Source organism: Aphanothece hegewaldii CCALA 016 (genome assembly GCF_003007785.1).
GTDB classification, from domain to species: Bacteria; Cyanobacteriota; Cyanobacteriia; order Cyanobacteriales; family Microcystaceae; genus Chroococcus; species Chroococcus hegewaldii.
In genome coordinates this window covers 241780-265644 of sequence record NZ_PXOH01000006.1, presented here as the reverse complement: position 1 = coordinate 265644, position 23865 = coordinate 241780, and the positions used below count along the sequence as shown (strand labels likewise).

Genomic DNA, 23865 nt, shown 5'->3' with positions numbered 1-23865 from the left:
CTTATCAACAGAAACTACAAAGACGGAAAACTGAAACTCGCTATATTAGAGAGATTATCTTTGGTCGACGGCGAACAATTCGCTACTACCAAATCAGTAAAAAAGAGACCCCTGACCTTAAAGGTGATGACAGTTGGTATATCATGACGAACCTAGAGGGGAACATCCAAAAACAAGTGGCTCCTTTATACAGTTTGAGGAATTGGATTGAGTATGGCTTCAAACAAATTAAAGATGAATTAGGATGGGCTGATTTTCGAGTAACGGACTACACTAGTATCGAAAGATGGTGGGAAATTGTGATGAGTGCCTATCTTTTAGTCAGCCTTCAAGCCAATTATTTTCAATTAGAATCTGTCTGCTCCTCAAAAAACGAATCCACTGACCTGTCTACTTCTCAACTCAGTCATCATCCCTTATGGGAAGAAGGAACAACTTGGAAAAGTGCGCTTAATAATTTACGTTTAATTTTGCAACCCTACACTTTTTATAATTTGATACAACCTTGGTTAGAAGTTTTTAAAATTCCGAAATTCCGAAGGTGCTTTCTACAATTAATTGAAGAAATGAATCACTTTTTAGGCTTCTCTACTCTTTGTTTCTCAGGACGGTCTCCTTTCCATTTTTTGACAGGTTAATTAATTTTCTATCCTCAAGTGACAGAAGAGGGATGATGTCAGAAACCAGTGAGCTTCAAGAAAAATATATTACTTTTGTTGAAAGTTTTCAATATGCTATGTCTGTCTATTTTGCTAAAATCTATGCCAAAGCAGGTGAAGGAACAGATCCCCCAATTTATAAGAAAGTTGATAAATTAAGAGCAGAGTTAAATTGTTGTTATGATGAATTGTCATTTCAGCACTTTATAGCAGATTTTTTGGCGAGAGGAGGGATAAATAAATTTTTATATAAAAATCATGAAATGTGTTTCTCAATAATTGAAGAAATTTCTTGGGAAAAGCTCAGAATTTGGTCATTATTAGCAATAGCAAGTTATCAACCTAAAAAGAGGCTTACTGATACAAATGATGAATTAATTTCAGAGAATCAAGAAGTGGAAGGAGTTGATGATGAGTCAAAATAATCAAGAAGAAATTATCAACTATTATCTGTATGGAACAGTCATTACACGCTATGGTTTAGCATCCTTAAATCATGGTATGAGGCAAGGAAATAAAACTCTATTACAAAAAGTATTTTGGGAAAACAAAATTCATTCCTTAGTTAGCTCAAGTGCTATTCGTTGGGCGTTACGATTTTATCTTCAAAAGAAAGGATATTTAGTTAATAGAGTTTGGGATGAAAATGAACATATTAATCGTTTAATAAATGAGGCTTTTGACCCTGAACAATTTTACGATGATGATATTTTTGGGTTTGCTTTATTGGAGTCTGCTGAAAATGAAAATAATGAAGGGGAAGCACCACCATCTAGCCGACGACGACGAAGAAATCAAACGCAAGTTAGCAATAATAATCAACGAATGGGAGCATTAGCGATGAATCATGCTATTTCTTTAACTCCATATAATGGAGCATTATTATTAGGAGCAAAAAGTGGTAGAGAGAAAGATAGTACATCTCTTCACTTTACAGAATATCATGCAACTCGTTATCAATATTATTTTGGCGTAAATGCCACTCATCTAAATGTTCAATCTCGTATTTTTGAACTTATAGATGGAATTATGGATATTCCTAAAGTAGGGGGAAATAGTAATATTTTTAATTATCCTTTCCTACCCGATAGTTTTGTTTTTCAATGGACAAATCATTTTTCATCATATGTTTCCTATTGTTTTGAAGCTTGTGATGCTACAGAGAAAAAAATTAAACTTAAAAAAGATTTTGTAAACGAAATAGAATGTGGGCAAATTGAGTCTAATGAACTATGGTTTGGAGGGCCTATTGTCGAAGAATTACAGCAGTTAGAGAATTTTGAGAAATTAAATCTTAGTAAAGTGCATCTTTATCGTAATCGAAGAACACTCGTTGAAGATTTAAAAGAAGTAATTACAAGAGATTTGAGGTTAAATCAATCGTCATGATAACGCCACTCATTCTCTATTTAGATGTTCCTTTTGCTACTTTTCGGGAGTCTCATGCAAGGGAGATGGGAAAAACCTACCCAGTTCCTCCACCTTCAACAGTTTATGGAATGCTACTGTCTTTGGTAGGGGAAACCAATGTCTATCGTCATTGTGGGGTAGAACTGGCGATCGCTATGTTGTCTAAACCTGAAAAGTCTCGAATTTTACGCCAAATGAGACGATTTAAAAATACTGATTTTAGCCATCCTGAAAATATTAATCCCGCTTATCAAGAGATTTTATCGAATCTCAAGTGTATGATCTGGGTTCGTTCTGACACTGAGAAAAGCCAACCGAGTTTAAAGGAGAGAATACAGTTAGCTTTTGACCATCCTGAATTAGTTAAGCGTTTTGGGTGTCTATTTCTAGGAGAAAGTGACCAGTTGTTGAAGACGATAAAACTCGTCCCCGAAGATTATTTAGAGGGAGTAAGACGGTGGGTGATAAGAGATTATCGTGGAGAGTTGACGTTACCTTACTGGGTTGACCATGTAGGGTCACGAAACACGCGATTTTTAAGGTATCGGGTTGATGAAAACTCAAGGCTATCGCCTCCTGATTTAGCGTGGACTACAATACAATCTCCTATTTGACAAGTACCTCTAATAGAAAAAGGGTTTTATGAATAAAAATGATGCAAAAGGTTACAGAGTAAATAATAGGGCAATTTTGCAAGGTAAAAAGATGCTTGCAAAACTTTGAAAGGTTTATGAAAACTGGGTTTGTGAGTTTGAAGGAAGAGTTGAAATTAATAAATTTTGTGTTTTTGGGTTTTCTATCTAGAAGATACTTGTAAGATTGTAAATAAGCTTTGGTCAGTCAAGGGTCTTAGCCTTTGCCGTGATTCGTGGCTTAATGCCGTTAGGCGTTGCTCAAGTTTGCCGTCATCTTGTCTGGATCGAAGATTGGTGGTGATTCGTGGCTTAATGTCGTTAGGCGTTGCTCAAAGTTTGGCGAATTTTTGTCCAACCTCGACGAAGATGTGATTCGTGGCTTAATGCCGTTAGGCGTTGCTCAAGAGTTTCAAGAATCGCAAGTCACCAATCCTCCAGAGTGATTCGTGGCTTAATGCCGTTAGGCGTTACTTTACAATCCCATTTTTTGTTCCTCAATCAAACTGAGGATGAATCTTAGACCTCTGTTTCTTCCAAGCTTCCTACAATGGTACGAAAGCTTTCTAATCCAGCTTCAAGGTTTTCCAGTATCTCTAAAGCTAGAATGTCGGGAGCAGGAAGGTTATCGAGGTCGGTTAAACTCTTATCTTTGAGCCAGAAAATATCTAGGCTGGTTTTATCCCGTGCGATGATTTCTTCATATGTAAATTTGCGCCAGCGTCCTTCGGGGTTATTTTCTGAGTAAGTTTCTGTACAATTGTGACGATTTTCAGAGCTATAACAAGTGATAAAGTCCTCTAAGTCGTCTTTTTTGAGAGGATTTTTCTTAAGAGTAAAGTGAATATTGGTGCGAAAGTCATAAAACCAAATTTCTTTTGTCCAATGTTGTTTAGCTGCGGGTTTGTTATCAAAAAAGATGACGTTTGCTTTGACTCCTTGTTTATAAAAAACACCTGTAGGAAGTCTGAGAATGGTATGCAAGTCAGTATTTAACAAAAGCTGTTTTCGGACGGTTTCCCCCGCACCGCCTTCAAAGAGAACGTTATCAGGAACAACAACTGCTGCTTTACCTGTCGTTTTCAGCATGGCGCGGATATGCTGCACAAAGTTAAGTTGTTTGTTAGAAGTAGTTGCCCAAAAGTCCTGACGATTATAGGTTAAGTCTTCTTGGTCTTGCTCCCCTTCTTCATTAGTGAAAGTGAGACTGCTTTTTTTCCCAAAAGGAGGATTAGCAAGCACATAATCAACGCTTTCAAAGGGTGGAGCAATTAGAGCATCAGTAGAAGCAATAAAACAAAGTTCATCGTCAATATCACCGATGTTATGCAAAAACATATTCATCAGTGCCATACGTCGGGTATTGGCAACAATTTCATTCCCTCGAAAAGTGCTTTTTTTGAGAAATTCTTTTTGTTCTCGGTCTAATCTATGGTTTTTTACCAAAAAGTCATAAGCAGCGAGGAAAAATCCGCCTGTACCGCAAGCAGGGTCAGCAATGGTTTTCATCGGTTCGGGACGTAAGCATTCTACCATCGCCCAAATAAGCGCACGGGGGGTAAAGTATTGTCCTGCACCGCTTTTAGTATCTTCAGCGTTTTTTTCTAATAATCCTTCATAGATATCGCCTTTGACATCTGCCCCCATCATCACCCAGTTTTCTTCGTCTATCATGGCGATGATTTTGTAAAGCTTGGCGGGGTCTTGGATTTTGTTCTGTGCTTTGGTGAAGATTTGACCGAGTAAGCCTTTTTTTTGCCCTAATTCCCGTAATGTAACGAGATAATGGGCTTCTAACTCTGTGCCTCGTTTGCTTCGGAGGCTTTGCCAGTCGTAGTCGAAGGGAATACCGCTTTTGCGGTTGTAGGGGGGTTTGGCGTATTCGTCCGCCATTTTGAGAAATAAAAGGTAGGTGAGTTGTTCTAGATAGTCTCCATAACCTACGCCATCATCTCGCAAGGTATTACAGAAACTCCAAACTTTGGAAACAATTGAAGCAGTGTTCATCGGTTAAGTTTTAATAGTGGGTTTACATGGGAAGTTTGTTCTAAACATTAACTGTGAAATGATGCAGATGTAACATCTAGTTCGAGTTGTTTAGAAGAATTCTTTGATGTTTCATCCGTTTTTTCAGCTTGAATGCGTTTTAATAGTTCGCTGGCGGGTTCATCATCAGGGTTTTGAGGGACAAGCTTCCCTTCAAAGGCACGTTTTAGGATACTTTGACGCAAAGCTTCTGCTTTTTCTATATTTTCGGTAATAGTGGTTTCTAATTGGTCACAAATTGATAAACGGGATTCTATTTCTTGAACGATTTGCGATTGTTCGTGAAAAGAACAAATAGGAATTTCAGCATCACGACAAATTTCTAAAGTTAGATTAAATTGTCCTGCTGTTGCTTTTGCTCTTTTTGAAATTCTATCAATAGTAACTTGAGACAAAAGATAATACAGTAAATATTTATTCAATAAAATATTAAATACTCTATATCTAACAATTGCCTGATTAATATTCCATTCTTTAAATTTATCAGGTACTAATGAAACTTTTCCTAAAGGTGGCCCAACAATATTCATCAATATATCATTTGGAAAAACTTTTGAACGACTTAAAAAGCCTTGATGAGTTGCTAAAGATACAAAAGTAGGCTTTATCGAAAAGTCTAATTGTCCATTATTAGTAAGATTATAAACTTTAATAAATGGAATATCTCCGAAATCCTCAAAAAGCTCATTTTTTGATGGTGTTGTCCCTTTTGTAATAAAATCTGAAATCTCTTCAGCTTTTACATATAACCATCCATCAGGTAAACTCGGTAACTCACTTAATTCTTCCTCAGTTAACGGGGGTAACTCGTTTGGTTTTTGAGGTTTAGTAGGCTTTTTGCCATCTTTGCCGTTTGCTTCCCAATCTTTAACCGCTTTTTTCCATTCTTCTAATTGTTGTTGATATCGGCATTCTCTCTCAGCTTTAATTTGAGTAAGGAGGGTTTGGGCATCTTCTAGGGTGTCTTGGTGTTCGGTGCGCCATGCTTCGGTAAGTTTACCCTCAAAAGCAGATTTTAAGACGGCTTGACGGTAGATTTTAAGTTGCTTTAGGGATTTTTTTAGTAATTCTACTCCCTTATCTAGTTCTGAAAATAATTCTTCGATTTTATCAACGATACGATGTTGTTCAGACAGCGGAGGAAGAAGAAAAGGAAATCTGCGACTTTCCTCCAAAGGAAGAGTTTTTCTACCTGTTCCAGTCGCTTTTTTATGAGATAAATTATAAATAATAGGACTATTCATAAAATATTCAACATATTTAGAAATAACAATATTCTTATGAGGTTTAATTAGTCCTAAACCAACAAATATTGATACTGTTTCTTTAAAGTCTATTCTTTTTGCAAAGCCTAAAGTTCCAATTCTTGGAAAAAGAATGTCATCATATTCAGGTTTACATCTCTTAATTAACTCTTGATGTTCATCTTCAGAGATATATTTTTCATAGGATTCCCAGTTAATAGGCTTATATGGTCTAATGTTTTTAATAGAAATAAATCTTATTCCATTATTTTTATAATTTGGGGTTTTATGAGTTCCATCAGTAATTTGATATGCTATTTTTTGCATTGGGACTATAACCCATCCCTTTGGTAACTCTGAATTCTCTCTGTTTATCTCTGTCATTTTTCTATTACTTATCCATTACCTTTATCAATTTCCTTTACACTACCAAAGCAGTATTTAACTCCTCAATAATCGCCTCCATCTCATCGCCAAAAAGCTGATAAAGTTTTCCTAAACCACCCATACTATCAAAAGGTGCATAGTCTAAATCTTCTCTTTCTAAGGCAAAAGAACTAATAATATGTTCTTTCATCGCTCGTAGCCACTGCATCTGTTCTTCATTAAATTTTACTGAAGCTCCCGCCTGTTTATGAAAAATCCAGGCTTGAAAGGCACGATTAACACGGTTTTCATGGGGAGTTAAGGTTTCATCCAAGCCAATAACTCGCCGTATTAAAGCAACAAGGGCAGTTAACTCATTAATGGGTTGACTGTTGACCTGTTCTACCTGTTCATAAGCTTGCCATACCCTTAACGGTGCAAGGTGGGGACGGTCTTTTTTAAGAATATCTAATACTTCCTTGACCATTCGATAGGTAACGGGACGCTGTTGATAAGGTAAATTATATAGGATACGCAGGGCTGTAATTTCATCTTTATTTGCTTCAATAAAAGCTTTAAAGTCTGTTATCAAGGTTTCATTTTGTGTTTGTTGTTCTTGATTCCATCCTGCATAAATTACTCTATCGAGATTATGGGTATCGATATACTGTTCATGGACTTGGCGAACCTTATCTAAGTATTCAATAAGTTGTCCTGTAAATAAGCTAGAAACTTGACGGGATAAGTTTTCTTGCGTTGATTCTAGCTGTTCAGGTGTAGGATTCTTGGTTTGATAATCTCGTTCAGCCGTATTAGCTATTACATCAGAGTCACAGGTATTCAATAACGCTTTGGCAATATCTCCCAGTGTTGCGCCTTGAGTCAATTCTTGAACTTTTTGGGCTTCTTCTGAGGTGACTTGCCGTTCTAAACGTGCTAATCTTCCTGCAAGAGAAGTATAAGCATCGGTATCAGTTGCCCCCATCATGATGCCCATCATCAGGTCTTTGAGGGGAACACTACGCTTTGACTCTAAAGGGCGACTATCCGTTTTAACCGATTTTTCGACACCTACTGCATCGATAATAACAAAGTGAGTTTTAGCAGATGGGGCAGAACCAGAAACTTTTATTAACTCATCGTGGTTAAGGGTGCGTGTTCCTCGTCCTTTCATCTGTTCGTAGTAGTTTCGAGATTTGACATCCCGCATAAAGATGAGACATTCAAGGGGTCTGACATCGGTTCCTGTAGCAATCATATCGACGGTAACAGCAATACGAGGATTATAGTTATTGCGGAACTGAGCTAATACCGATTTAGGGTCTTCTTTGGCTTTGTAGGTAACTTTTTTACAAAAATCATTTCCCTCGTTAAATTCTTCCCGTACCATGTTGATAATATCATCGGCATGGCTATCATCTTTAGCAAAGATAAGAGTTTTAGGAACTTCTTGACGATGCGGGAATATTTCAGGTAGTTTATCTCGAAAAGTGCGTATAATCTGACGTATTTGACTAGGATTAACGATATCGCGGTCTAATTGTGAACCTGTATAGGTTATATCTTCATCAATTTGTGTCCAGCGTTTTTCACGGGTTAGCTTTTCTCGTTTTTCGATGAATTCTTGGGCTATTAAGCGACTACCATTTTTAGTGATTTCGGTTTCAATCGTATAAATCTCATAGCCTACGTTTACACCATCCATGACCGCTTGTTCATGAGTGTATTCGCTGACTACGTTTTCATTAAAAAAGCCAAAGGTACGAATATCAGGAGTGGCGGTTAAACCAATGAGGAACGCATCGAAATAATCTAAAACCTGTTGCCAGATATTGTAAATGGAGCGATGACATTCATCAATGACAATAAAATCAAAAAATTCAATCGGAACTCTTGGATTATAAACAACGGGAACAGGTTGTCTGGGTTGTACCATCTCATTTGGGTTCGTTTCTTCAGCAGCCTCGTCTAAAGGTTCACCTTTGAGAATGGAATAAAGACGTTGAATCGTGGAGATACAGACCTGAGCATCTTTGGCAAGATAATTAGATGAAAGACGTTGAACATTGTAGAGTTCGGTAAATTTTCGATTATCATCATTGGGAACAAAGCTCATAAACTCTTGTTCGGCTTGTTCTCCCAGATTTTTTGTATCAACGAGAAATAAGACGCGCTTGGCATCAGCAAACTTTAATAAGCGATAAATGGCAGTAATTGCAGTAAAGGTTTTTCCGCTACCTGTAGCCATTTGAACTAAAGCACGAGGTAAATTACGCCTAAATGACTGTTCTAAATTGTTAATTGCTGTAACTTGACAATTTCTTAGCTTACTGGGGTCAAGCTCTGAAATATCAAAGAGTCTATCTCGCAGGCTTTTGGGTTGAGTTAGCCATTCTTGGAAGGTTTCAGGACGATGGAAAGAAAAAACGAGACGGGAACGGGGTTTCGGGTCACGACGGTCAGTAAAACGAGTTAGCTTTCCTGTGCTTTCATAAATAAAAGGCAGAGGTTGATTATTGATGTGTTTTAACTTGCTATCAGCATATTCTCTGGATTGTTCTTCCACAACAGTTAGGCGATGACCTTCTTCGTCTCGTTTGGCTTCAATAATTCCCACTGGCTTTCTATCAACAAAAAGCGCATAATCGACAAATCCTGCATCGGTTTGATACTCTCGAACGGCTATTCCTAAGCTGGCATTAAAATCGATGGCGTTTTTGTCTTGAATGTCCCATCCTGCTTGATACAGTTTTTGGTCAATGAGGTCACGGGCTTGATTTTCGGGGGTTTGGTTCGCCGAGGGCATTTTTAGCTATATCAATAATAAAGTTAAGCTTATGACTTAGCTTGCCCAATTTAGCAAATAAATTAACAATTTTTACCTAAAAGATTGAGTTTAAGACTTTAGTAGTATAAACGTTTTAATCGCTTGAGACTATATTTCTATAACCTTAACTCCAAATCAAAATTCTTAAATAAGATTTCTCCTAACTCCTTAAAATTAAACAAAAACAACTGTGATACGCTAATCTTAGCTTTTTCACAAACTGGAATGATTAACTTCACTAAATGATAAGGCTTTTTTTGATGTTGCTTTGCTGCAATCTTCAACGGCTCCATTATTCCCCCCAATTCCCCAAGTAACTTCAAATCTTTACCAATTGCTTGCTCAAACACCAATAAAATTAGCTGTAACTTTCGGGTTAACTCAATTGAAATCGGTTCGTATCTTAATTGAGGAGTGAGTGCAATTAATTCACCGATTCCTTGAATAGTCACTCGATACTGTTCTACATTTTCCTGTTCTTTAGTATCTTTTCCTAACCATTCATAACAGTGAGAACAGAAGCCCAACGATGATAGCCTTGAGATAACGGGTGAACGTGAACCGCAGTAAGGGCATTCTTCAATTAATCGCTGTTGATGCCTTAAACAAACTTCTACATCCTTAAATGACCATAATAAGGGTTCATATATAATTTTCTTCTCTTGCTTCCATTCTTCCAAACAGCAATGACACCAAGCACGAGTGTTCCGAAATAATCCTCGCTCATGAATTATTCCCTTCCAACAGAAAAGGGACAAAAAGCGTAAATCTTGACGCATCGTTAATTGTTCTAAGACGGTTACTAACTGTCCCGTCATCTCCCGCATTCCGTTGATAGCAGGTTTAGCATCGCTATTACTTAATAAGTGACTCACATTTTTTTGCAGCAATCCAGCATTATCCTCATTTATCAGGATAAGTGGTGCAATTTCTCCCATAACAAGCTTTTGAGTTGTTAAACAATGCTCCTGTGCTAAACGATTGAGATAACTGCTGAGGCTCTCTGTGTATGGAGTTCCCACTCCTACAGGTTCAAGACGAAATAACCGACTCCGTTGAGGAATTTCTAAACGTTGAGGACTCCAAAGTACCTCATAAATACTCATTCCGTTTGTTGAACTCCTACTAAGTCCCTACCTACCTTACGCTCACCTACTTTCCTAATTTTCTTTGTTGATGAAGCTTGACTGTCCAAGACTGGTTCTGTCTTGTGAGGTTTTTGTTCAGTATATAAATTTTTTAAACGTCTTTCTCCTTCTGCTAACTCATCTCGAATTTTTTTTCGTCTTCCTGCGGATAATTCTCTCGCTTTAAAATCTTTCAGTCTGACTGTTTTAGCCCCATCGTCCAACGCATTTTTAAGAGAACGATACCACCAACTTTTAAGAATACCTACACATCCAATAGAGTATTCCATAAAATATTTCCAATGTTCCTCTAACTGAGGTTCATCTGAAATAGGTAAATATTGTTGTAATGTCTTAATTACCCTAATAAATTCTTCCTGATCTTCTAATTTTTCAAGATAATAGGGAGGCAGATAAAAATCTTCACTTCTTCTTCCTACTTGACCATTTACCTCTTGACATTTTAAAAGATCATACGTTCCAAAGAGAACATGAAGAGTTTGAGTTTTATTGGCAATTGATTTAAGCCAGTTCATTTGAACATTAATTTGCCTTCCCCCCGCAACATCAAATAAATGCTGGGCCTCGTCTAGTGTATAAGCTTTTAACTGACGATTGATAAAAACTTTATTTAACGCTCGGCGCAGAGCCTTAGCATTTTTACCTTCATGATCTCCCACTAAATAATCTGAGTTATCATCTTCTGAATGAATTTGATAATTTTCTTTATATTCAATTAAAACTTCTTTTAAAGACTCCAAAACCTGAATATAGTAATCTGAATAGTTAAACTTTCCGCCTTCAGCAGCATCTACCTCTATTCCACCAACGATCAAACTTCCTGGATTAGAGGTGATTTCATCTTCAAAATGTTTAAGTAATCGTTTTTCAAATTCTGCTTTTAACCGAGATTTACCTACACCAGTTACACCAAAAACAAGATACACCAAAGCATCGTCTGGTTCTATAGCATTTTTGAGTAGCTGATTTAAGATAATTCTGATATTGCGATGAGGAACAATAACATCTTTAAAATATTTAAGTTTATTCTCGGTTGAGTATTGTAATATTTCAGGCGAAAAAGGTCTATTTCTCTCCATTACCATAATTCCTCTTCAGTAAAAGGCTGAATATTATTGAGGTCAAGTTCTTTAGATATATTAGGTTGTAAAATAGCTTCTTCCATCTCTAAAATATCTACCTCAATCTTTTGATTACTTTGAAGTGAAGGAGGTGCAAAACTTGACGAATTTAATACGGCACTACTAAGATTTCCTTCAATTAAATTATAGACTAATTTAGCTGATTGATCTCGACGAAGTTGAAGCATTAATTCTTCATGTTCCTCGGCATTATTGAGCAAATCAATAATCTCTTTTGCTCCTACATATTGACTTTGATTATAGTTTTGTTGTTTTCTTCTACAAACAGTTGTTGCTATAGATATTGCTTTCTCCGAAAAGCCTTGAAACTTCATATAATAGTTTGATAGACACTTGATCCAATGATTATTAACATAAGCATAAGCAACCCCATAATCAAGAGGATCATAACGAATAGGAATTGATTTATTTTCCACACTATAAAATTCGTCTGTCCAATAATCTTGATAGTTAATCCTTATTCCCTTACCTGGAATAACTTTAGCTGTTCCCTTATTATTTGTAGGCAAGGTTAGAATCTTGAATTGCTCATCATACTTAATATATTGATGAGGGCGATGTCCTGTTTTAGCTAAACCTAATTCAAAGGCTTCTTGAGGAGACATTCCCTCTAATGCTGGATGTTCTGTTCTATCATAAACTCCGTAAGCATAACCAAAAGCTAAATAATCGTATAATTCTTCCAAATTCCAAATCGCTAAGTTTTTTGGATTATTCTCTTTCTTAACAAGTCGTACGTGTTTCATAATTTGGGTATTACCCCTTAAATTATTAATAAATTCAGTATTCTGTGAGCCAAACCAACGTTCAATAATAGAACTGAATTTTGGCACATCTTTAGGGCGATGCTTTTTACTTGCTTCAAATCGTGCTAATAAGGTTTCAAAATAAGTAGATTTAAACTCTTTTCCGTTATCTACAACAATCCATTCAGGAAATCTCCCAAACCTTTGTACACAGATGCGAATAGCCATCATACAAGACCGATAACTCGGATGATCAAAGGTTAAATATAAGGCTAAAATTCGCCGACTGTAGGCATCAATCATACCTGTTACCCAAGGTCTGCCTAAGTTTTTGCCACTATAGGGACATACACACTGAATATCTAGCTGTGTATGGTCAATATGCACAATTTCAAGGGGACGATCTCCATGACGGGGTGTAGTGGGTCGAATTAACCAAGGCCCTAAATAATTATTGGCTGCACGGGAACCCATTCTTCTTTTAGTTTGTTGATAACTGTTTCGTTTTTTCACTCTTTCGTAATAGAAGGTATGACTTGGCAAAGGAGATATTCGTCTTAATTCTTTCCATCTATCTTTCAAAATCTCATAAGTTTGCCAAACATTCTTTTGTTTAAAAGATTCATAATGTTCCTCAATTACTTTATCAAGTATTGCCAAATCCTCATCACAATAGCGAGGTGTTGAGTTTCCTTTGTGTTGAGGAATTAAGCCAATAAAACCACATCCGTACTCTTGTTGCGCTCTCCGATATTTTGCTTTCCAGTAACGTATTGTTCGCTCTGAAGTATCGCATTCTTGAGAACTATAAACTTCTCCATCTAAATAAGGCTTGATGATTTCATAACGCTCATTTGCAGTTTCTAACGCTTTGGGACTGGCTTCTAAAAAGTATTGCCATCCATCCTCGTCTAATGTTGTATGATTTTCTGTCTGAAGATTGTTGATTTCTCCTAATTCAACTAATTGTTGGAATTCTGCATGAGTCCAGCGAATAATACCTTGTTCGCCTTTAAGAATAATTTTGCTCTCTCCAATATGATCAATTGTGATACTTTTTCCATCTAATAGAAATGATGACCCAACTTTAAGATCAACTATCTGCACACTGCTAGATACGGGATCGCGATAATCATGAGTAGCAGTAATATAGGCTTCGGCTGTAGCTTGGTCGCGGAATAAATGAACTTTTTCTTGTTCTACCAAAGCTACTTCGCTGAGATTCACATATACTTTTTCGAGAGCAATTAAGATATTAAGATCGTCAATAGTGGCATTTTTTGCCCTCTCAAGCAAATTTGTAAGGTTAATACCAGGATTATTTATGATAATTTCTTTAAGATGAGCTTCTATCTTCTCATCAATAATGTATTGTTGCTTTAAATATCCTTGCTTGTAGGGTTGCAAATATTTTTGATTGCGGTATTTGACCCAATCTATTTCGCTATCTGAGCGAAGACGATAATAATAGCCTAAGTTCTCAACATATTGTTGAACGATAACATCTACCCACTGCCCCTCTATATTTTGATAACGATAAGGGTATTTCTCACTAAGTTGCTCTAATTTTGATTCTGTCTTCCATTCTTCAAAACCACAGCTATTCTCCTTCATGACAAAGAAATCAGGATAATGAGAGATAAGGGTGGCTTGTTTCCCTTGAGGTGAGCATTTGATAGTAAATTTAATTGGTTGATCCCAGTATTCTAAAACTTGATCATCATATTCATAGAATTGAGTAATAGCTGGTAGTTCTACTGTATGAGACTCAAATTGAATCGTTCTGCCCATTTTTGTACTGGCATAGGGCCCATGAACGTTTCTTGCATTTCCTTGTACTTTGCGAACAGGGGGTGAAGTCCGAATTTGATTAATATAGTCTATCTGATCATCAGAAAGTTTAAGATTGCTACACCAAGCTTGAAATTTGGCATCGGAAAGCATAAGTATCTTTCCTAAAGTTAATACGAGTTTACTAATGAAAACATTATAATAAGTTTAGTCTATTTCGGCAATGTCAAACTTTAAAAATTCTATTTCGGCAAATTCAGGCTTTAAAAAGTTATTAATTTAGGAGATTTATTAAACGGAGTTATGGGGTTTAAGAGAAGGTAGCGGCAAAACCTAGCTTTAAATGACGGCAAAATCAAACTTTAAATGATATTGAGTAGTCCTTAAGGACGGGGTAAGAGATCTAAAATTTCCGATGAAAAATTAATTGAGCGATTTTTCCCCAGGGATTGCTCACTCGATTTTATACCTATTTAAAAGCTCCAAATGCTTACTTATTTCGGGTTTTGACCAAAAATCAGCACTCTTCAATTAATTTAGTTTTCCACAAGTTTTCCACAGGCTCTGGCATTCACAACTATGATTCTGGAGTAGGATGATTGAAGTCACGGGCTTTCATTTTAGCAAACTCGTTTTCTACGTCGTTTCCCTCTTCTAAAGATATAAATTGTCGTTCTAGAGGATCATGGTAAGCACTCGATAACTCCGCTTGTGACTCTAATTCGATAATTTTGGTTTCCACTCGTTCAAAAATATTTCTTGAATTCAAATCGCTTAGGTATTCTTGCATTTTCTGAGAAGCTGATGCAGTTCGTAATCTAGCAATATATAAACTTTTTTTGGTTTTCGCTTCTGTATATTGTTGTTCTAAACTGAGTAAATCTTTTTTTAAGCGATTAATAATGCTTCGTTGTGGTTCCAGTTGATTTTTAAAAGGTGATGCACTCGTTTGATAATTGTTCCATTTAACGAGAGCTTCTTTGGCTAAAGTTTCATTTCCCTTATCTAAAGCCATTTGAGCGCGATCGTGCCAAGTTTGAGCCGCTTTTTGGTATTGACTATATTGCCGTTCTGTGCGTTTATGAGTGGCGATCGCTTCAGCTAATCCCTGTCGCATCCGTATTAGTTCTTGTTCCATAGCTGTTACTGTTTCTTCGAGGATCTTTTCTGGATCTTCGTTTTCAAGGATCAAGTTATTGATTTGGGAGCGAATGAAATGCCCCATACGATCTAAAAAACCCATTACCTTACACCTTCAGCAATTCCTCTTGATCAAGTTATAACAAGTTTTTTAGCATTAAGGAAAAGGCTGATTTTGCCACCAACGATACCATTCAAACCAAGCGGTTTCTAGTTTCAGGGCTGCGTGATCGATCGCATCAGGATTAAAATAGAGATCGACAGGCATCGAAAAAACCGTCCATAAACAACGACCATCATAAAGATCTTGTTGTCCTAAAAGCCACCCAAACGCTCTAGGAATACTCCAACCATAACGAGAACGGTTATTCACATACTGTTGTTGAGTAACAGTTGTTTCCCCTTTTGGTGGCATACAAGCACTCAAATAAGCTTTATTCTGATAATCAAACAAATAATAATAACCCAAATCCTTTTTATATTTCGTCTGTGGAATGAGGGTAGCGGGTGGAATTCTTTGATATACCATTAATAATCTGCTGGCATTTCCATCGGTGTAAAATTGATATCTAGTGTCAATTTCTAGAGTATCATTTCCATTACGATATTGATAAAGTTGTCCTATATCTGATTTATTTTCATTTTTTGCCGCTATTGGGTTTGATTTGATAAATTGCCAATTAGATAAAGGAATCTGAGCAGGGAGAGTTACCTTAATTGCGGTTTCTTGCTCTTTTTTTCCTGATAAGAATTCATTCCCCAACACAACAGCCACGCCACCAAGTGCTAAAGCAATTAAAGATATTCTAAAACCTTCCCATTTATTAATTTTAAGATACTTCATCTAAATTATTCCTTCAAAGTAGCAAAAGGACGAACATAAGCAAACCAGCAAAAAAGTCCAAATAACACTACACCAATAACTGAAAAAATCAGACTACCATCATTACCATGCCAATATTCAAAAGCTTCTGTATTTCTTGCAGCGACTAAAATAGCCATCAAAGCAACTCGAAAAGCATTAACGATAAATCCTAAAATAATTGCTAGAACTAAGCAAACGATTCTTTGTATGGGTTTAATCGGAATGAGTAAAAAGAATAAAACAGCAATATTAAACATTAATAAAATACTATCGATACCCGAACAAGCTCCATAAACTTCGACTTTTCCAGTAGGTAAATTGATATTAACACCTTCTCGATAAACATTAAATCCATTAAACCAAAGGATAAAAGTAGAAACTTTTGCAGTTAATAAGGGTAAATCAATCGCTTGTAAAATATTGGCAAAAGGAGTATAAAGAACTAATAAACCTAAGATTAATAACTCTTTCCAATAATCATACAATCTTTTTACCCCAGAAGCCATCAACGCGAGTCCCACACCCGAAACAAAAGGCGAAATTTTTAGATGATAACCGCTTGGTGCAAGTCCTCTTAATAAAATTAGCATAATCAAGGAAAAGCCAACCAAGGTAGAAACAAAATCACTTTCTAAGTGTAGGTTATGACGTTTATCCCATAGCAAAGATCCGATCGCCAACCATAGCAGTATACTTAAACTCATCAGGTTTGGTTCACTACTGCGATCGAGTATCGTTAGATGAAGTGTCGCAAGTGCCACCCCTAATGCGAGTAACCAGTAAGTCGATTTTTGTAAATATTTAGTCCATTCCATAAAAGTTTTTTGTTAAGCAGAATATTGATTTAGCTTTTATTTATCTTAATGACCACCGACTCAAATCGTTTGATATTAAGTTTTTGATTTAATTTTAGCAACTTGATAAATCTTCACACTCCTAATTCTTCTTCATTACGATACGGCTGATATCTAATATTTTAGTTTTTCTTGAGGTTTTAGCAAAAGAAAACTAAAGATTTTGTATATTGTTTGAAAAAAATAACATTTTTTCTAAAGTTATACATAAGTTATACATAAAGTTATACAAGACTCATATTGATCTAAAACATCACTTTTGTATAATTTAAGGCATAAAGATACAGAAATGCTATATCAACTATTAAAAGATTTCATTAACTTTGATCAACAAATAGTTTTTGTATCCACAAAAATAATCAATAGCCTACATAAGGTTTACGCAAATGACAAATCGCCTTTCTGTTTTACTTGGGACATCTGTTTTAGCGGCGGGTGTTGCTTTTGTCCCTTCCATCTTTGATACAGCGAATGCAGCAACGGTTAATTTTCAAGTCAACACGAAAATTTCTGCTGATACAACTCCGATTTTCTATGATGTTACTCTTACGGATATCCTAGGTGGAGGAGTCACAATAAGCCTAGCACAATCTGCTACATCACCTAATAATGGGGATCTTTTTGGTCTTTTCTTTAATCTTGCTGGAAGTGCCAATGCTACTAATGTTACAGGAACCGATGTTACTGCTTTTAATGTTGCCTTAAATGGTAACAATATGGGGGGTGGTAATAATGTTACTCCTGCTGGGCCTTTTGAAGTAGGTATTACCTTTGGTGATTCAGGTTCTAGTAGTGGTTTACTAAAGTCTACAATGCTTACAGTTAGTGGTGTGAGTGTAAACGATTTTTATAATCAAAGTCTAGCGATACGCGCTCAAACTTCAGGCCCTGGACCTAATGGCGGTGGTGGTAGTACTAAAATGATTGGAACAGTCCCACCAGGTACAGCAGTTCCAGAACCTTTAACGATGCTCGGTGCGGGTGCTGCTGCTGGTTTTGGTGCATTCTTCAAGAAACGGTTAGCGAAAAAAGACTGCTAAATCTTTAGATTAGTTCTTGAAGGCAGGTAAGTGACCTGCTTTTTTTTGGGAAATAATAAAAAATAACTTAAACAAAATCCAGTTAAAAAGAGGTTTGCTTTCTGACTTTAAGCTTAAAATACAGGTCATTGGGACAAAAGATGCGTAAATTTATTAAATTGGCTTTTAGCATTCTTCAATCCCAACGATCTTTAGATTATCTTTATTTGTTTTCTAAGTCTTGATGTTACTGTAATAATTTAGGTAAACCGATTAAATGCTCATCATAGAGAAAAATTAAACCCTGTTGACGAAGTTTTCCCATCAGACGAGTCACTGTAACGCGGGTTGTACCAATTGCACTAGCCATCTGACTATGAGTTAAAGGATAAGGTAGATAATAGCCTTGTTCACAAGGTTTACCGTATTCTTCGACAAGCAAGTTAAGAAACCCCATCAAACGATCGACAGAACGTTTTTGACCTAAAATACTTAGCCAAAATAGTTTACGTTGATGCTGATAGCGAAATGATTCAAAAATTTCTTGACGCAAATTCGGTAAAAGTTCTAAGTCTTGCCAATAAATCCAAATTAGAACCGTCTCATCAAGATGAGAATAAGCTTGTAGCTTAAACTGAGGCTGAGAGACAATTTCAAAGGGTTGCCCCTCTCCGATAAAACCTAAAAATACTTCTTCGCTGGTAATTTCTTCGGTTGCTTTTGTGTTTAACACATTCATTTGGGATTGTCCAACAATCCGGATCGCCCCTTGTTCTACTAAATAGATTAACCCAGAACGGGTCGGGATCTGTTCATCTTTGCTGAAAGTGCGATCGCGGTAGTGAGACTTTGCCCAAGCAAAAACATCGGATTTTTTGAGAAGGGGTTGATTTAGCTCGGGAAACTGAATAGAGGGTGACATTCGGTACAAATCTGACAAGTCAGTCAAAGTGATATTAAGTCAGGATAGGACACGTTAATCGATGGTAACAAAAAATCCATCGAAAAGGCCGAGTTATGAGTTAAAAGAATAAGTATAAATTACTAATTTATTTAAGATTACCAGAGAATGTTGCAGTTTATTCGATTAATTTTTCCACAGAGCTACAATAAAGCTAGTCGAGCGCTCACTGATGTTCTATGGTCTTTATCAACCCGAAAACAGATTTCGCTTTTAAAAAAATATTTGGCTCAGAAGAAAGTAAGGATATTCTTATTAGTTTTTTAAATGCTCTTTTATATCAAGAAAATCCGACGATTGAAGATTTAGTTATTATCAATCCCTATTTAGCTCCCAGAATTAGAGGGATGAAAGATACTTATTTAGACGTTAAGGCCAAATTAAAAACAGGGCAAACAGTTATTATAGAAATGCAAGTACTCAATGTAGAAGGATTTGAGAAAAGAATTCTCTATAATGCGGCAAAAGCTTATTCTATGCAACTGGATATTCGGGATAGTTATAGTCGGCTTAATCCTGTTATTGCCCTGACGATAACCGATTTTATCATGTTTTCTCAGTTTGATAAATTAATTTCTCGTTTTGCTCTAAAAGAGACTGAGTATTTAATTGATTATTCAGTTTATGATATTGAATTAGTTTTTGTAGAATTACCTAAGTTTACTAAGCCATTAGAGGAGTTAGAAACGATTGCTGATAAATGGCTATATTTTCTCAAAGAAGCCCGAAGATTAGGCGAAGTTCCTGAGAGCATGGAAGAAATTCCAGAAATTCAAAAAGCTTTTAGACTCGCTCATCAAGCTAATCTTACTAGAGAGGAATTAGAAGACGTAGAACATCGTGAAATCTTTATTCAAGATCAACGAAATGCTATTATAAAAGCAGTTAATCAGGGGTTAGCCCAAGGTATCGAACAAGGTATTCAACAAGGTATCGAACAAGGTATCGAACAAGGTATCGAACAAGGTATCGAACAAGGAAAAAAAGAAGCTCAAATCGAAATTGCGAGACAATTACTCGATATTTTAGATGAGGAAATGATTAGCCAAAAAACAGGTTTAACGATAGAAGAAGTTTTACAACTTAAAAGTGAATAGTCAATTTAATTTACCTTTAACTGATCTTTCTATTGAGCGATCGCTTGAACAATATCTCTTAATCAATCTCTCATCATTTAATATTAATTCTCTTTCTTTTTATCTGATTCATTCCGAATTAGGAATAATTTATCAATGTTCTATTGCTCTAAAATTAGCTAAAGGAAATTTAAAATTAGCTCAAGAAATTAATCACAAAATTATTTATAATTGCTTAGTATTAGAGGCGAAATATCAATTAGAAATTGAAGTTTTTTGTAATAATTATGGCTTATTAGAATTTTTAATTAAATATAGTGAGATCAATCAATGGTTACAAAAATTGCCTGAATTATTTTTAGCTAACTATCCTTTATCCTTATTCAATCAACACCCAACAGACATCAATGATGAAATTTTTCTCATACAATATGCTCATGCAAGATGCTGTTCACTGTTACGCTTAGGTCATTTAGATCATCTTATTCAACTAAAAACATTAGATTTTCATCAGCTAACTTGGTTTTGGTTATCGCCTAATCTAGTTATTTTTAATCATATAATCTGGCAACAAGCCGAAGAACAAGAACTAATTGCCCAAATTATAAAAGTTATTGATGGTAAGGATAGAGTAAATTCAATCAAAATCGCATCAGATCTGAGTAACACTTTTTTAAAATTTGAACAGTCTTGTCGGATATGGGGAGAAGTAAAGCGTCAGGATCTTACTTTAGCACAAGCTCGTTTAGGAATGATTGCGATCGTACAACTTTTATTACGGTTTGGACTTACGGAAAAACTCGGAGTGATTCCTTTAATGGAACTTTAAAGACTCCGTGACAAAACGGATACTTATAGATATACTCTAAATAGTGTGAGGAGCGAACCAGAAAGAGAACCGAGACGAAACGCGGCCAGTCGTCGGTTCTTTTTCTGATTTTCGGTTTCTGATTGTTGTTTATGATGATTGTTCTCGCAGGAAAGTCGGTAAATCTACAGATTTAGAAGATGGTTTTTTCCAATTTGAATTAGAGGAAATAATCGAAAAAGACAAGTTTTTCGAGTTATTGGGAATTTTTTGAGGTTTTGAAACAGGTTCATTGTCTTCTAATTCGACTAATAACTCATCTTCTAAAGAATGTCTCTGATTAGACTCAACAATAGCATAATTACCATCTGATGTAATTGCGTTTTGTTCGTCCGGCGCTCGTTCAATCCAAGCATTCATACTTTCTTGCTTTGGCGTTTCTAACTCGTTTTTAACATTTGTCCAAGGTTGAATAGACGAATTTTTAGGAAGAAGTGGAATGACTTTTGTTGATAGATTGGTTTCATTCTCCGAAATTTTTTCTAAAGCAGATTTATATTGCAAAGTATAGCGTTGCTGGCGAAGTAACCGAGATTGTAACTCTTGCATATGTTTTTCTGCGGTGAGGAGTTGATGGGTTTTTCCCGTTTTTTCCTCTTGTAAAAGAGCGCATTCTCGTTCAAGATAAGCTAATTGTTCTTGTGTTTTTTCTAATTGTGCAGAAAGATGATTTATGACATTTTGTTGTTGTTGTATGGTTTGTTGATTCGATTCTAATTCACTTTTGAGTTGAGCAATTTTTTCAGGGGTTTGGTTGAGTTCTTCGGTTTGTTGATTAATCAACATTTGGGCGCTACGAACTCGTCTTGTCTGAATTTGTAGATTTTGTTGCGCGTCACACAGAGATTGTTCTAACTGTACAATGGTTTTGTTTAGATTCTGGTTTTGTTGACGTAAAGATTGAGCTACCGCAAACCAGTCAGTTTTAGTCGATTCAATATCAACATCAAATATTTCTACTACAGGGGAAGTCGGTTCTAAACTTTCCAGAAAATTGTCTATAGAACGATGGTTAGTTTCCGTCATATGGATTTCTTTGTAGAGACAACCTTTTTATGTTTTATGACGAAACCGTAATGGTGAACGTTCCGAGCCAAGTTATCCCTTAAGATATATCTACTGAGCTAATTTTTCTAAAATTTCTTGGTGCATCAAAGCTCGATCAATTAAAGAATGAATACGATCGCTACTTAAGGCTTCACCATTAGCATAGTGTTCAATCCAAGCTTTACTGATCTGATGAGACTGTTCAGGGAGTGAAAAAAGTTCCCATCCTAGTATATTAATTTCTTCCATTAACCGAGTGACTTTGGGATCATACGAGAGAGCAAAACAGCGACAATTTTCGGCTGCTGCCATAATAAGACTATGTAAACGCATTCCAATTAGCATTTCTACCCCGCGAAATAATCCTTTTAATTGTCTGGGATCTTCTAAAGTTATAATTTGATGATCATTATTTGGAAGTCTTTGAGCAATAGAACGCGCAATGTCTAAATCTTGGGACAATTGGAAGGGAACCAGTAAAATAAATGCTTGGGTGGCTTTTTGAAAATCGACTAACGCTTGTGTGAGAACTTCGAGACGTTGTGGTGTTAATAGAGGATGCGATCGTAAGTTTACCGCAACTCTTGGCGCACGTAAATCAATTAACTGCAAAAAAGGTGTAGCTTCTAATGCCCATACGGGATCGGGTGCTACAATTGGATTAATATTCCATTCGGCGACTAATTTAGCTGAACCGTAATCCCTAACGCTAATTGCAGTACAATTTTGTAAAACCTGTTTTGTGATCCAGCGTGTCAAAGGACGTTTCAACGGACCAATTCCCTGAGCCCAAGCAACGGTTTTTAGTCCTTGTTGTTGAGCTAAAGCCATCAAACCACCATAATAAACCGGACTGGCTGCACTCGTCACATCCTGCATCAAGCTACCACCCCCCCAAATAAAGACATCAGAATGCTTGAGGGCTTTTAAAACATCAAATGTCGATCGACTATAATAACTCTCGACACCGTAACTTTTTTGGGTTTGTTTGGGGTTATTCGATAAAACAATAGGGGTGATCTGTGGTGGTAACATTTGCAACAGCGATACTAAAAGGGCTTCATCACCACCATTTCCTTTACCATAATATCCACAAATAACCGCTTTCATCGCCCTATTCCTTTCCTATCAGTAGAGCAATTATATACATTGATTGTATATAATATTGGGTTTAGAAACATTATCCCTACAAATAAAACCTTCAACTCGTAGGGGTTTGGTTGCCAAACCCAAATTTTTACGCTTTTAATTTTTGAGTAGTTTCGACTAAACTCTGGGCAAATTGATCAAAACGTTGGGATAATTTTTGATCTAAGAGTTTACCATCTTGATCAAAGGCTTTCCAAGTTTGTCCAATTGCAATTTGATCTGGGATCACAAATGCGTGAACCCACCGCATAATCACCCGTAAATCGTTGAGTGCGTTACTATTAGGTTGACCACCCAGTACACTAATTAATCCTGTTACTTTTCCCGTTAATTCCTCAAAACCCATTAAATCTAAGGCATTCTTCAAAACACCACTAACTGAACCGTGATACTCTGGTGTGGATAGAATTAACCCATCTGCTTCTTTCACCGTTTGACATAACCTAGCAACATCGGGATAGTCTGAATAATCATCACCACCGTGACAAAACGGTAAATTAAGCGTTCTGAGGTCTAAAATTTCCATGTCTGCACCTAACGCTTGAACTCGTGTAGCTGCTACTTCTAAGGCTTGTGCGCTATAGGATTCGGCGCGTAAACTGCCATTTAACCCAACGATTTTAACCATAACTCTTAAAGCGAACTCATAACGACTACATATAATCTAACAAATTTAAAAGGTGTCTGGCCTGTATCTTGAGTAACATGGAAAGGAAAAATCATGCAAAGTATACAACTAACCACTCATATTGGCGAAGACGGTATCTTAAAAGTAGAAATGCCATCGGAAATGAAAGATACTGATTTAGAAATTGTGATTATTTTTCAACCCGTACCCAAAAAACAAGGATAGCAACCTAGATTTTTTGAGGAAG

Annotated in this window: 21 protein-coding genes; 8 read left to right on the top strand and 13 right to left on the bottom strand. The window is 36.3% G+C overall.

The annotated features are described in order from the left end of the window. The 4 genes from C7H19_RS08455 to cas5 all read left to right on the top strand — a co-directional run. Nucleotides 1-638: transposase (locus C7H19_RS08455; RefSeq protein WP_146136503.1), on the top strand; the 638-nt coding region annotated here is incomplete at its 5' end. Nucleotides 639-670: 32 nt separating this feature from the next. Then, nucleotides 671-1084 (top strand): CRISPR-associated protein Cas8a1/Csx13, encoded by a 414-nt coding sequence (gene cas8a1 / locus C7H19_RS08450; protein ID WP_146136502.1) that lies wholly within the window; start codon nucleotides 671-673, stop codon nucleotides 1082-1084. After that, complete coding sequence (locus tag C7H19_RS08445) at nucleotides 1068-2048, top strand: CRISPR-associated protein (protein WP_106456429.1); 981 nt, start codon at nucleotides 1068-1070, stop codon at nucleotides 2046-2048. Before cas8a1 ends, C7H19_RS08445 begins: the two co-directional genes overlap by 17 nt. After that, nucleotides 2045-2683 (top strand): type I-MYXAN CRISPR-associated protein Cas5/Cmx5/DevS, encoded by a 639-nt coding sequence (cas5, locus tag C7H19_RS08440; protein WP_106456428.1) that lies wholly within the window; start codon nucleotides 2045-2047, stop codon nucleotides 2681-2683. Before C7H19_RS08445 ends, cas5 begins: the two co-directional genes overlap by 4 nt. 537 nt (nucleotides 2684-3220) lie before the next feature. Here cas5 and C7H19_RS08435 read toward each other — a convergent pair. The 9 genes from C7H19_RS08435 to crtA all read right to left on the bottom strand — a co-directional run bounded on the left by C7H19_RS08435 (nucleotide 3221) and on the right by crtA (nucleotide 16831). Further along, nucleotides 3221-4708, bottom strand: a complete 1488-nt coding sequence (locus C7H19_RS08435; RefSeq protein WP_106456427.1) for a class I SAM-dependent DNA methyltransferase — start codon at nucleotides 4706-4708, stop codon at nucleotides 3221-3223. A 47-nt stretch (nucleotides 4709-4755) separates the two neighbouring features. Then, a complete protein-coding gene (locus C7H19_RS08430; protein WP_106456426.1) occupies nucleotides 4756-6375 on the bottom strand; it encodes a restriction endonuclease subunit S in 1620 nt (539 codons plus the stop codon). A gap of 37 nt (nucleotides 6376-6412) precedes the next feature. Next, complete coding sequence (locus C7H19_RS08425) at nucleotides 6413-9163, bottom strand: type I restriction endonuclease subunit R (RefSeq protein WP_106456425.1); 2751 nt, start codon at nucleotides 9161-9163, stop codon at nucleotides 6413-6415. A gap of 137 nt (nucleotides 9164-9300) precedes the next feature. After that, on the bottom strand, nucleotides 9301-10290 hold the full coding sequence (locus tag C7H19_RS08420) for a TniQ family protein (RefSeq protein WP_106456424.1): 990 nt from the start codon (nucleotides 10288-10290) through the stop codon (nucleotides 9301-9303). Further along, a complete protein-coding gene (locus C7H19_RS08415; protein ID WP_106456423.1) occupies nucleotides 10287-11411 on the bottom strand; it encodes an ATP-binding protein in 1125 nt (374 codons plus the stop codon). Before C7H19_RS08415 ends, C7H19_RS08420 begins: the two co-directional genes overlap by 4 nt. Next, nucleotides 11411-14164, bottom strand: a complete 2754-nt coding sequence (locus C7H19_RS08410; RefSeq protein ID WP_106456422.1) for a Mu transposase C-terminal domain-containing protein — start codon at nucleotides 14162-14164, stop codon at nucleotides 11411-11413. The genes C7H19_RS08415 and C7H19_RS08410 overlap by 1 nt, the downstream gene beginning before the upstream one ends. A gap of 424 nt (nucleotides 14165-14588) precedes the next feature. Next, nucleotides 14589-15254 carry a PspA/IM30 family protein gene (locus C7H19_RS08405; protein ID WP_106456421.1) on the bottom strand — a complete coding sequence of 222 codons (666 nt, stop codon included), beginning with the start codon at nucleotides 15252-15254 and terminating at the stop codon, nucleotides 14589-14591. A 54-nt stretch (nucleotides 15255-15308) separates the two neighbouring features. Then, entirely contained in the window at nucleotides 15309-15995 is a 687-nt protein-coding gene (locus tag C7H19_RS08400) for a cyanoexosortase A system-associated protein (RefSeq protein WP_106456420.1), read from the bottom strand. A gap of 5 nt (nucleotides 15996-16000) precedes the next feature. After that, entirely contained in the window at nucleotides 16001-16831 is an 831-nt protein-coding gene (crtA, locus tag C7H19_RS08395) for a cyanoexosortase A (protein WP_106456419.1), read from the bottom strand. Nucleotides 16832-17256: 425 nt separating this feature from the next. On the opposite strand from crtA, the gene C7H19_RS26685 reads away from it, so the two are divergent. Continuing rightward, nucleotides 17257-17910 (top strand): PEP-CTERM sorting domain-containing protein, encoded by a 654-nt coding sequence (locus C7H19_RS26685; RefSeq protein WP_245927385.1) that lies wholly within the window; start codon nucleotides 17257-17259, stop codon nucleotides 17908-17910. Nucleotides 17911-18136: 226 nt separating this feature from the next. On the opposite strand, the gene C7H19_RS08385 is transcribed toward C7H19_RS26685, so the two are convergent. Beyond that, nucleotides 18137-18811 carry a Crp/Fnr family transcriptional regulator gene (locus C7H19_RS08385; RefSeq protein ID WP_106456418.1) on the bottom strand — a complete coding sequence of 225 codons (675 nt, stop codon included), beginning with the start codon at nucleotides 18809-18811 and terminating at the stop codon, nucleotides 18137-18139. A 218-nt stretch (nucleotides 18812-19029) separates the two neighbouring features. Between C7H19_RS08385 and C7H19_RS08380 the strand changes: the two genes are divergently transcribed. Together C7H19_RS08380 and C7H19_RS08375 are read left to right on the top strand one after the other, a co-directional pair. Beyond that, on the top strand, nucleotides 19030-19947 hold the full coding sequence (locus C7H19_RS08380; RefSeq protein WP_106456417.1) for an Rpn family recombination-promoting nuclease/putative transposase: 918 nt from the start codon (nucleotides 19030-19032) through the stop codon (nucleotides 19945-19947). Next, nucleotides 19940-20755: a DALR anticodon-binding domain-containing protein gene (locus C7H19_RS08375; protein WP_106456416.1), complete on the top strand. Its 816-nt coding sequence runs from the start codon at nucleotides 19940-19942 to the stop codon at nucleotides 20753-20755. The genes C7H19_RS08380 and C7H19_RS08375 overlap by 8 nt, the downstream gene beginning before the upstream one ends. Nucleotides 20756-20884: 129 nt before the next feature. Here the strand turns inward: C7H19_RS08375 and C7H19_RS08370 are convergent, their stop codons facing one another. The 3 genes from C7H19_RS08370 to C7H19_RS08360 all read right to left on the bottom strand — a co-directional run bounded on the left by C7H19_RS08370 (nucleotide 20885) and on the right by C7H19_RS08360 (nucleotide 23618). Next, nucleotides 20885-21820, bottom strand: a complete 936-nt coding sequence (locus C7H19_RS08370) for a hypothetical protein (protein WP_106456415.1) — start codon at nucleotides 21818-21820, stop codon at nucleotides 20885-20887. Between the two features lie 90 nt (nucleotides 21821-21910). Then, nucleotides 21911-22951: a polysaccharide pyruvyl transferase CsaB gene (gene csaB / locus C7H19_RS08365; RefSeq protein WP_106456414.1), complete on the bottom strand. Its 1041-nt coding sequence runs from the start codon at nucleotides 22949-22951 to the stop codon at nucleotides 21911-21913. A gap of 127 nt (nucleotides 22952-23078) precedes the next feature. Then, nucleotides 23079-23618, bottom strand: a complete 540-nt coding sequence (locus tag C7H19_RS08360; RefSeq protein ID WP_106456413.1) for an NADPH-dependent FMN reductase — start codon at nucleotides 23616-23618, stop codon at nucleotides 23079-23081. A gap of 93 nt (nucleotides 23619-23711) precedes the next feature. Between C7H19_RS08360 and C7H19_RS27015 the strand changes: the two genes are divergently transcribed. Beyond that, on the top strand, nucleotides 23712-23843 hold the full coding sequence (locus C7H19_RS27015; protein WP_281261721.1) for a hypothetical protein: 132 nt from the start codon (nucleotides 23712-23714) through the stop codon (nucleotides 23841-23843). The last annotated feature ends 22 nt before the right edge of the window (nucleotides 23844-23865 follow it).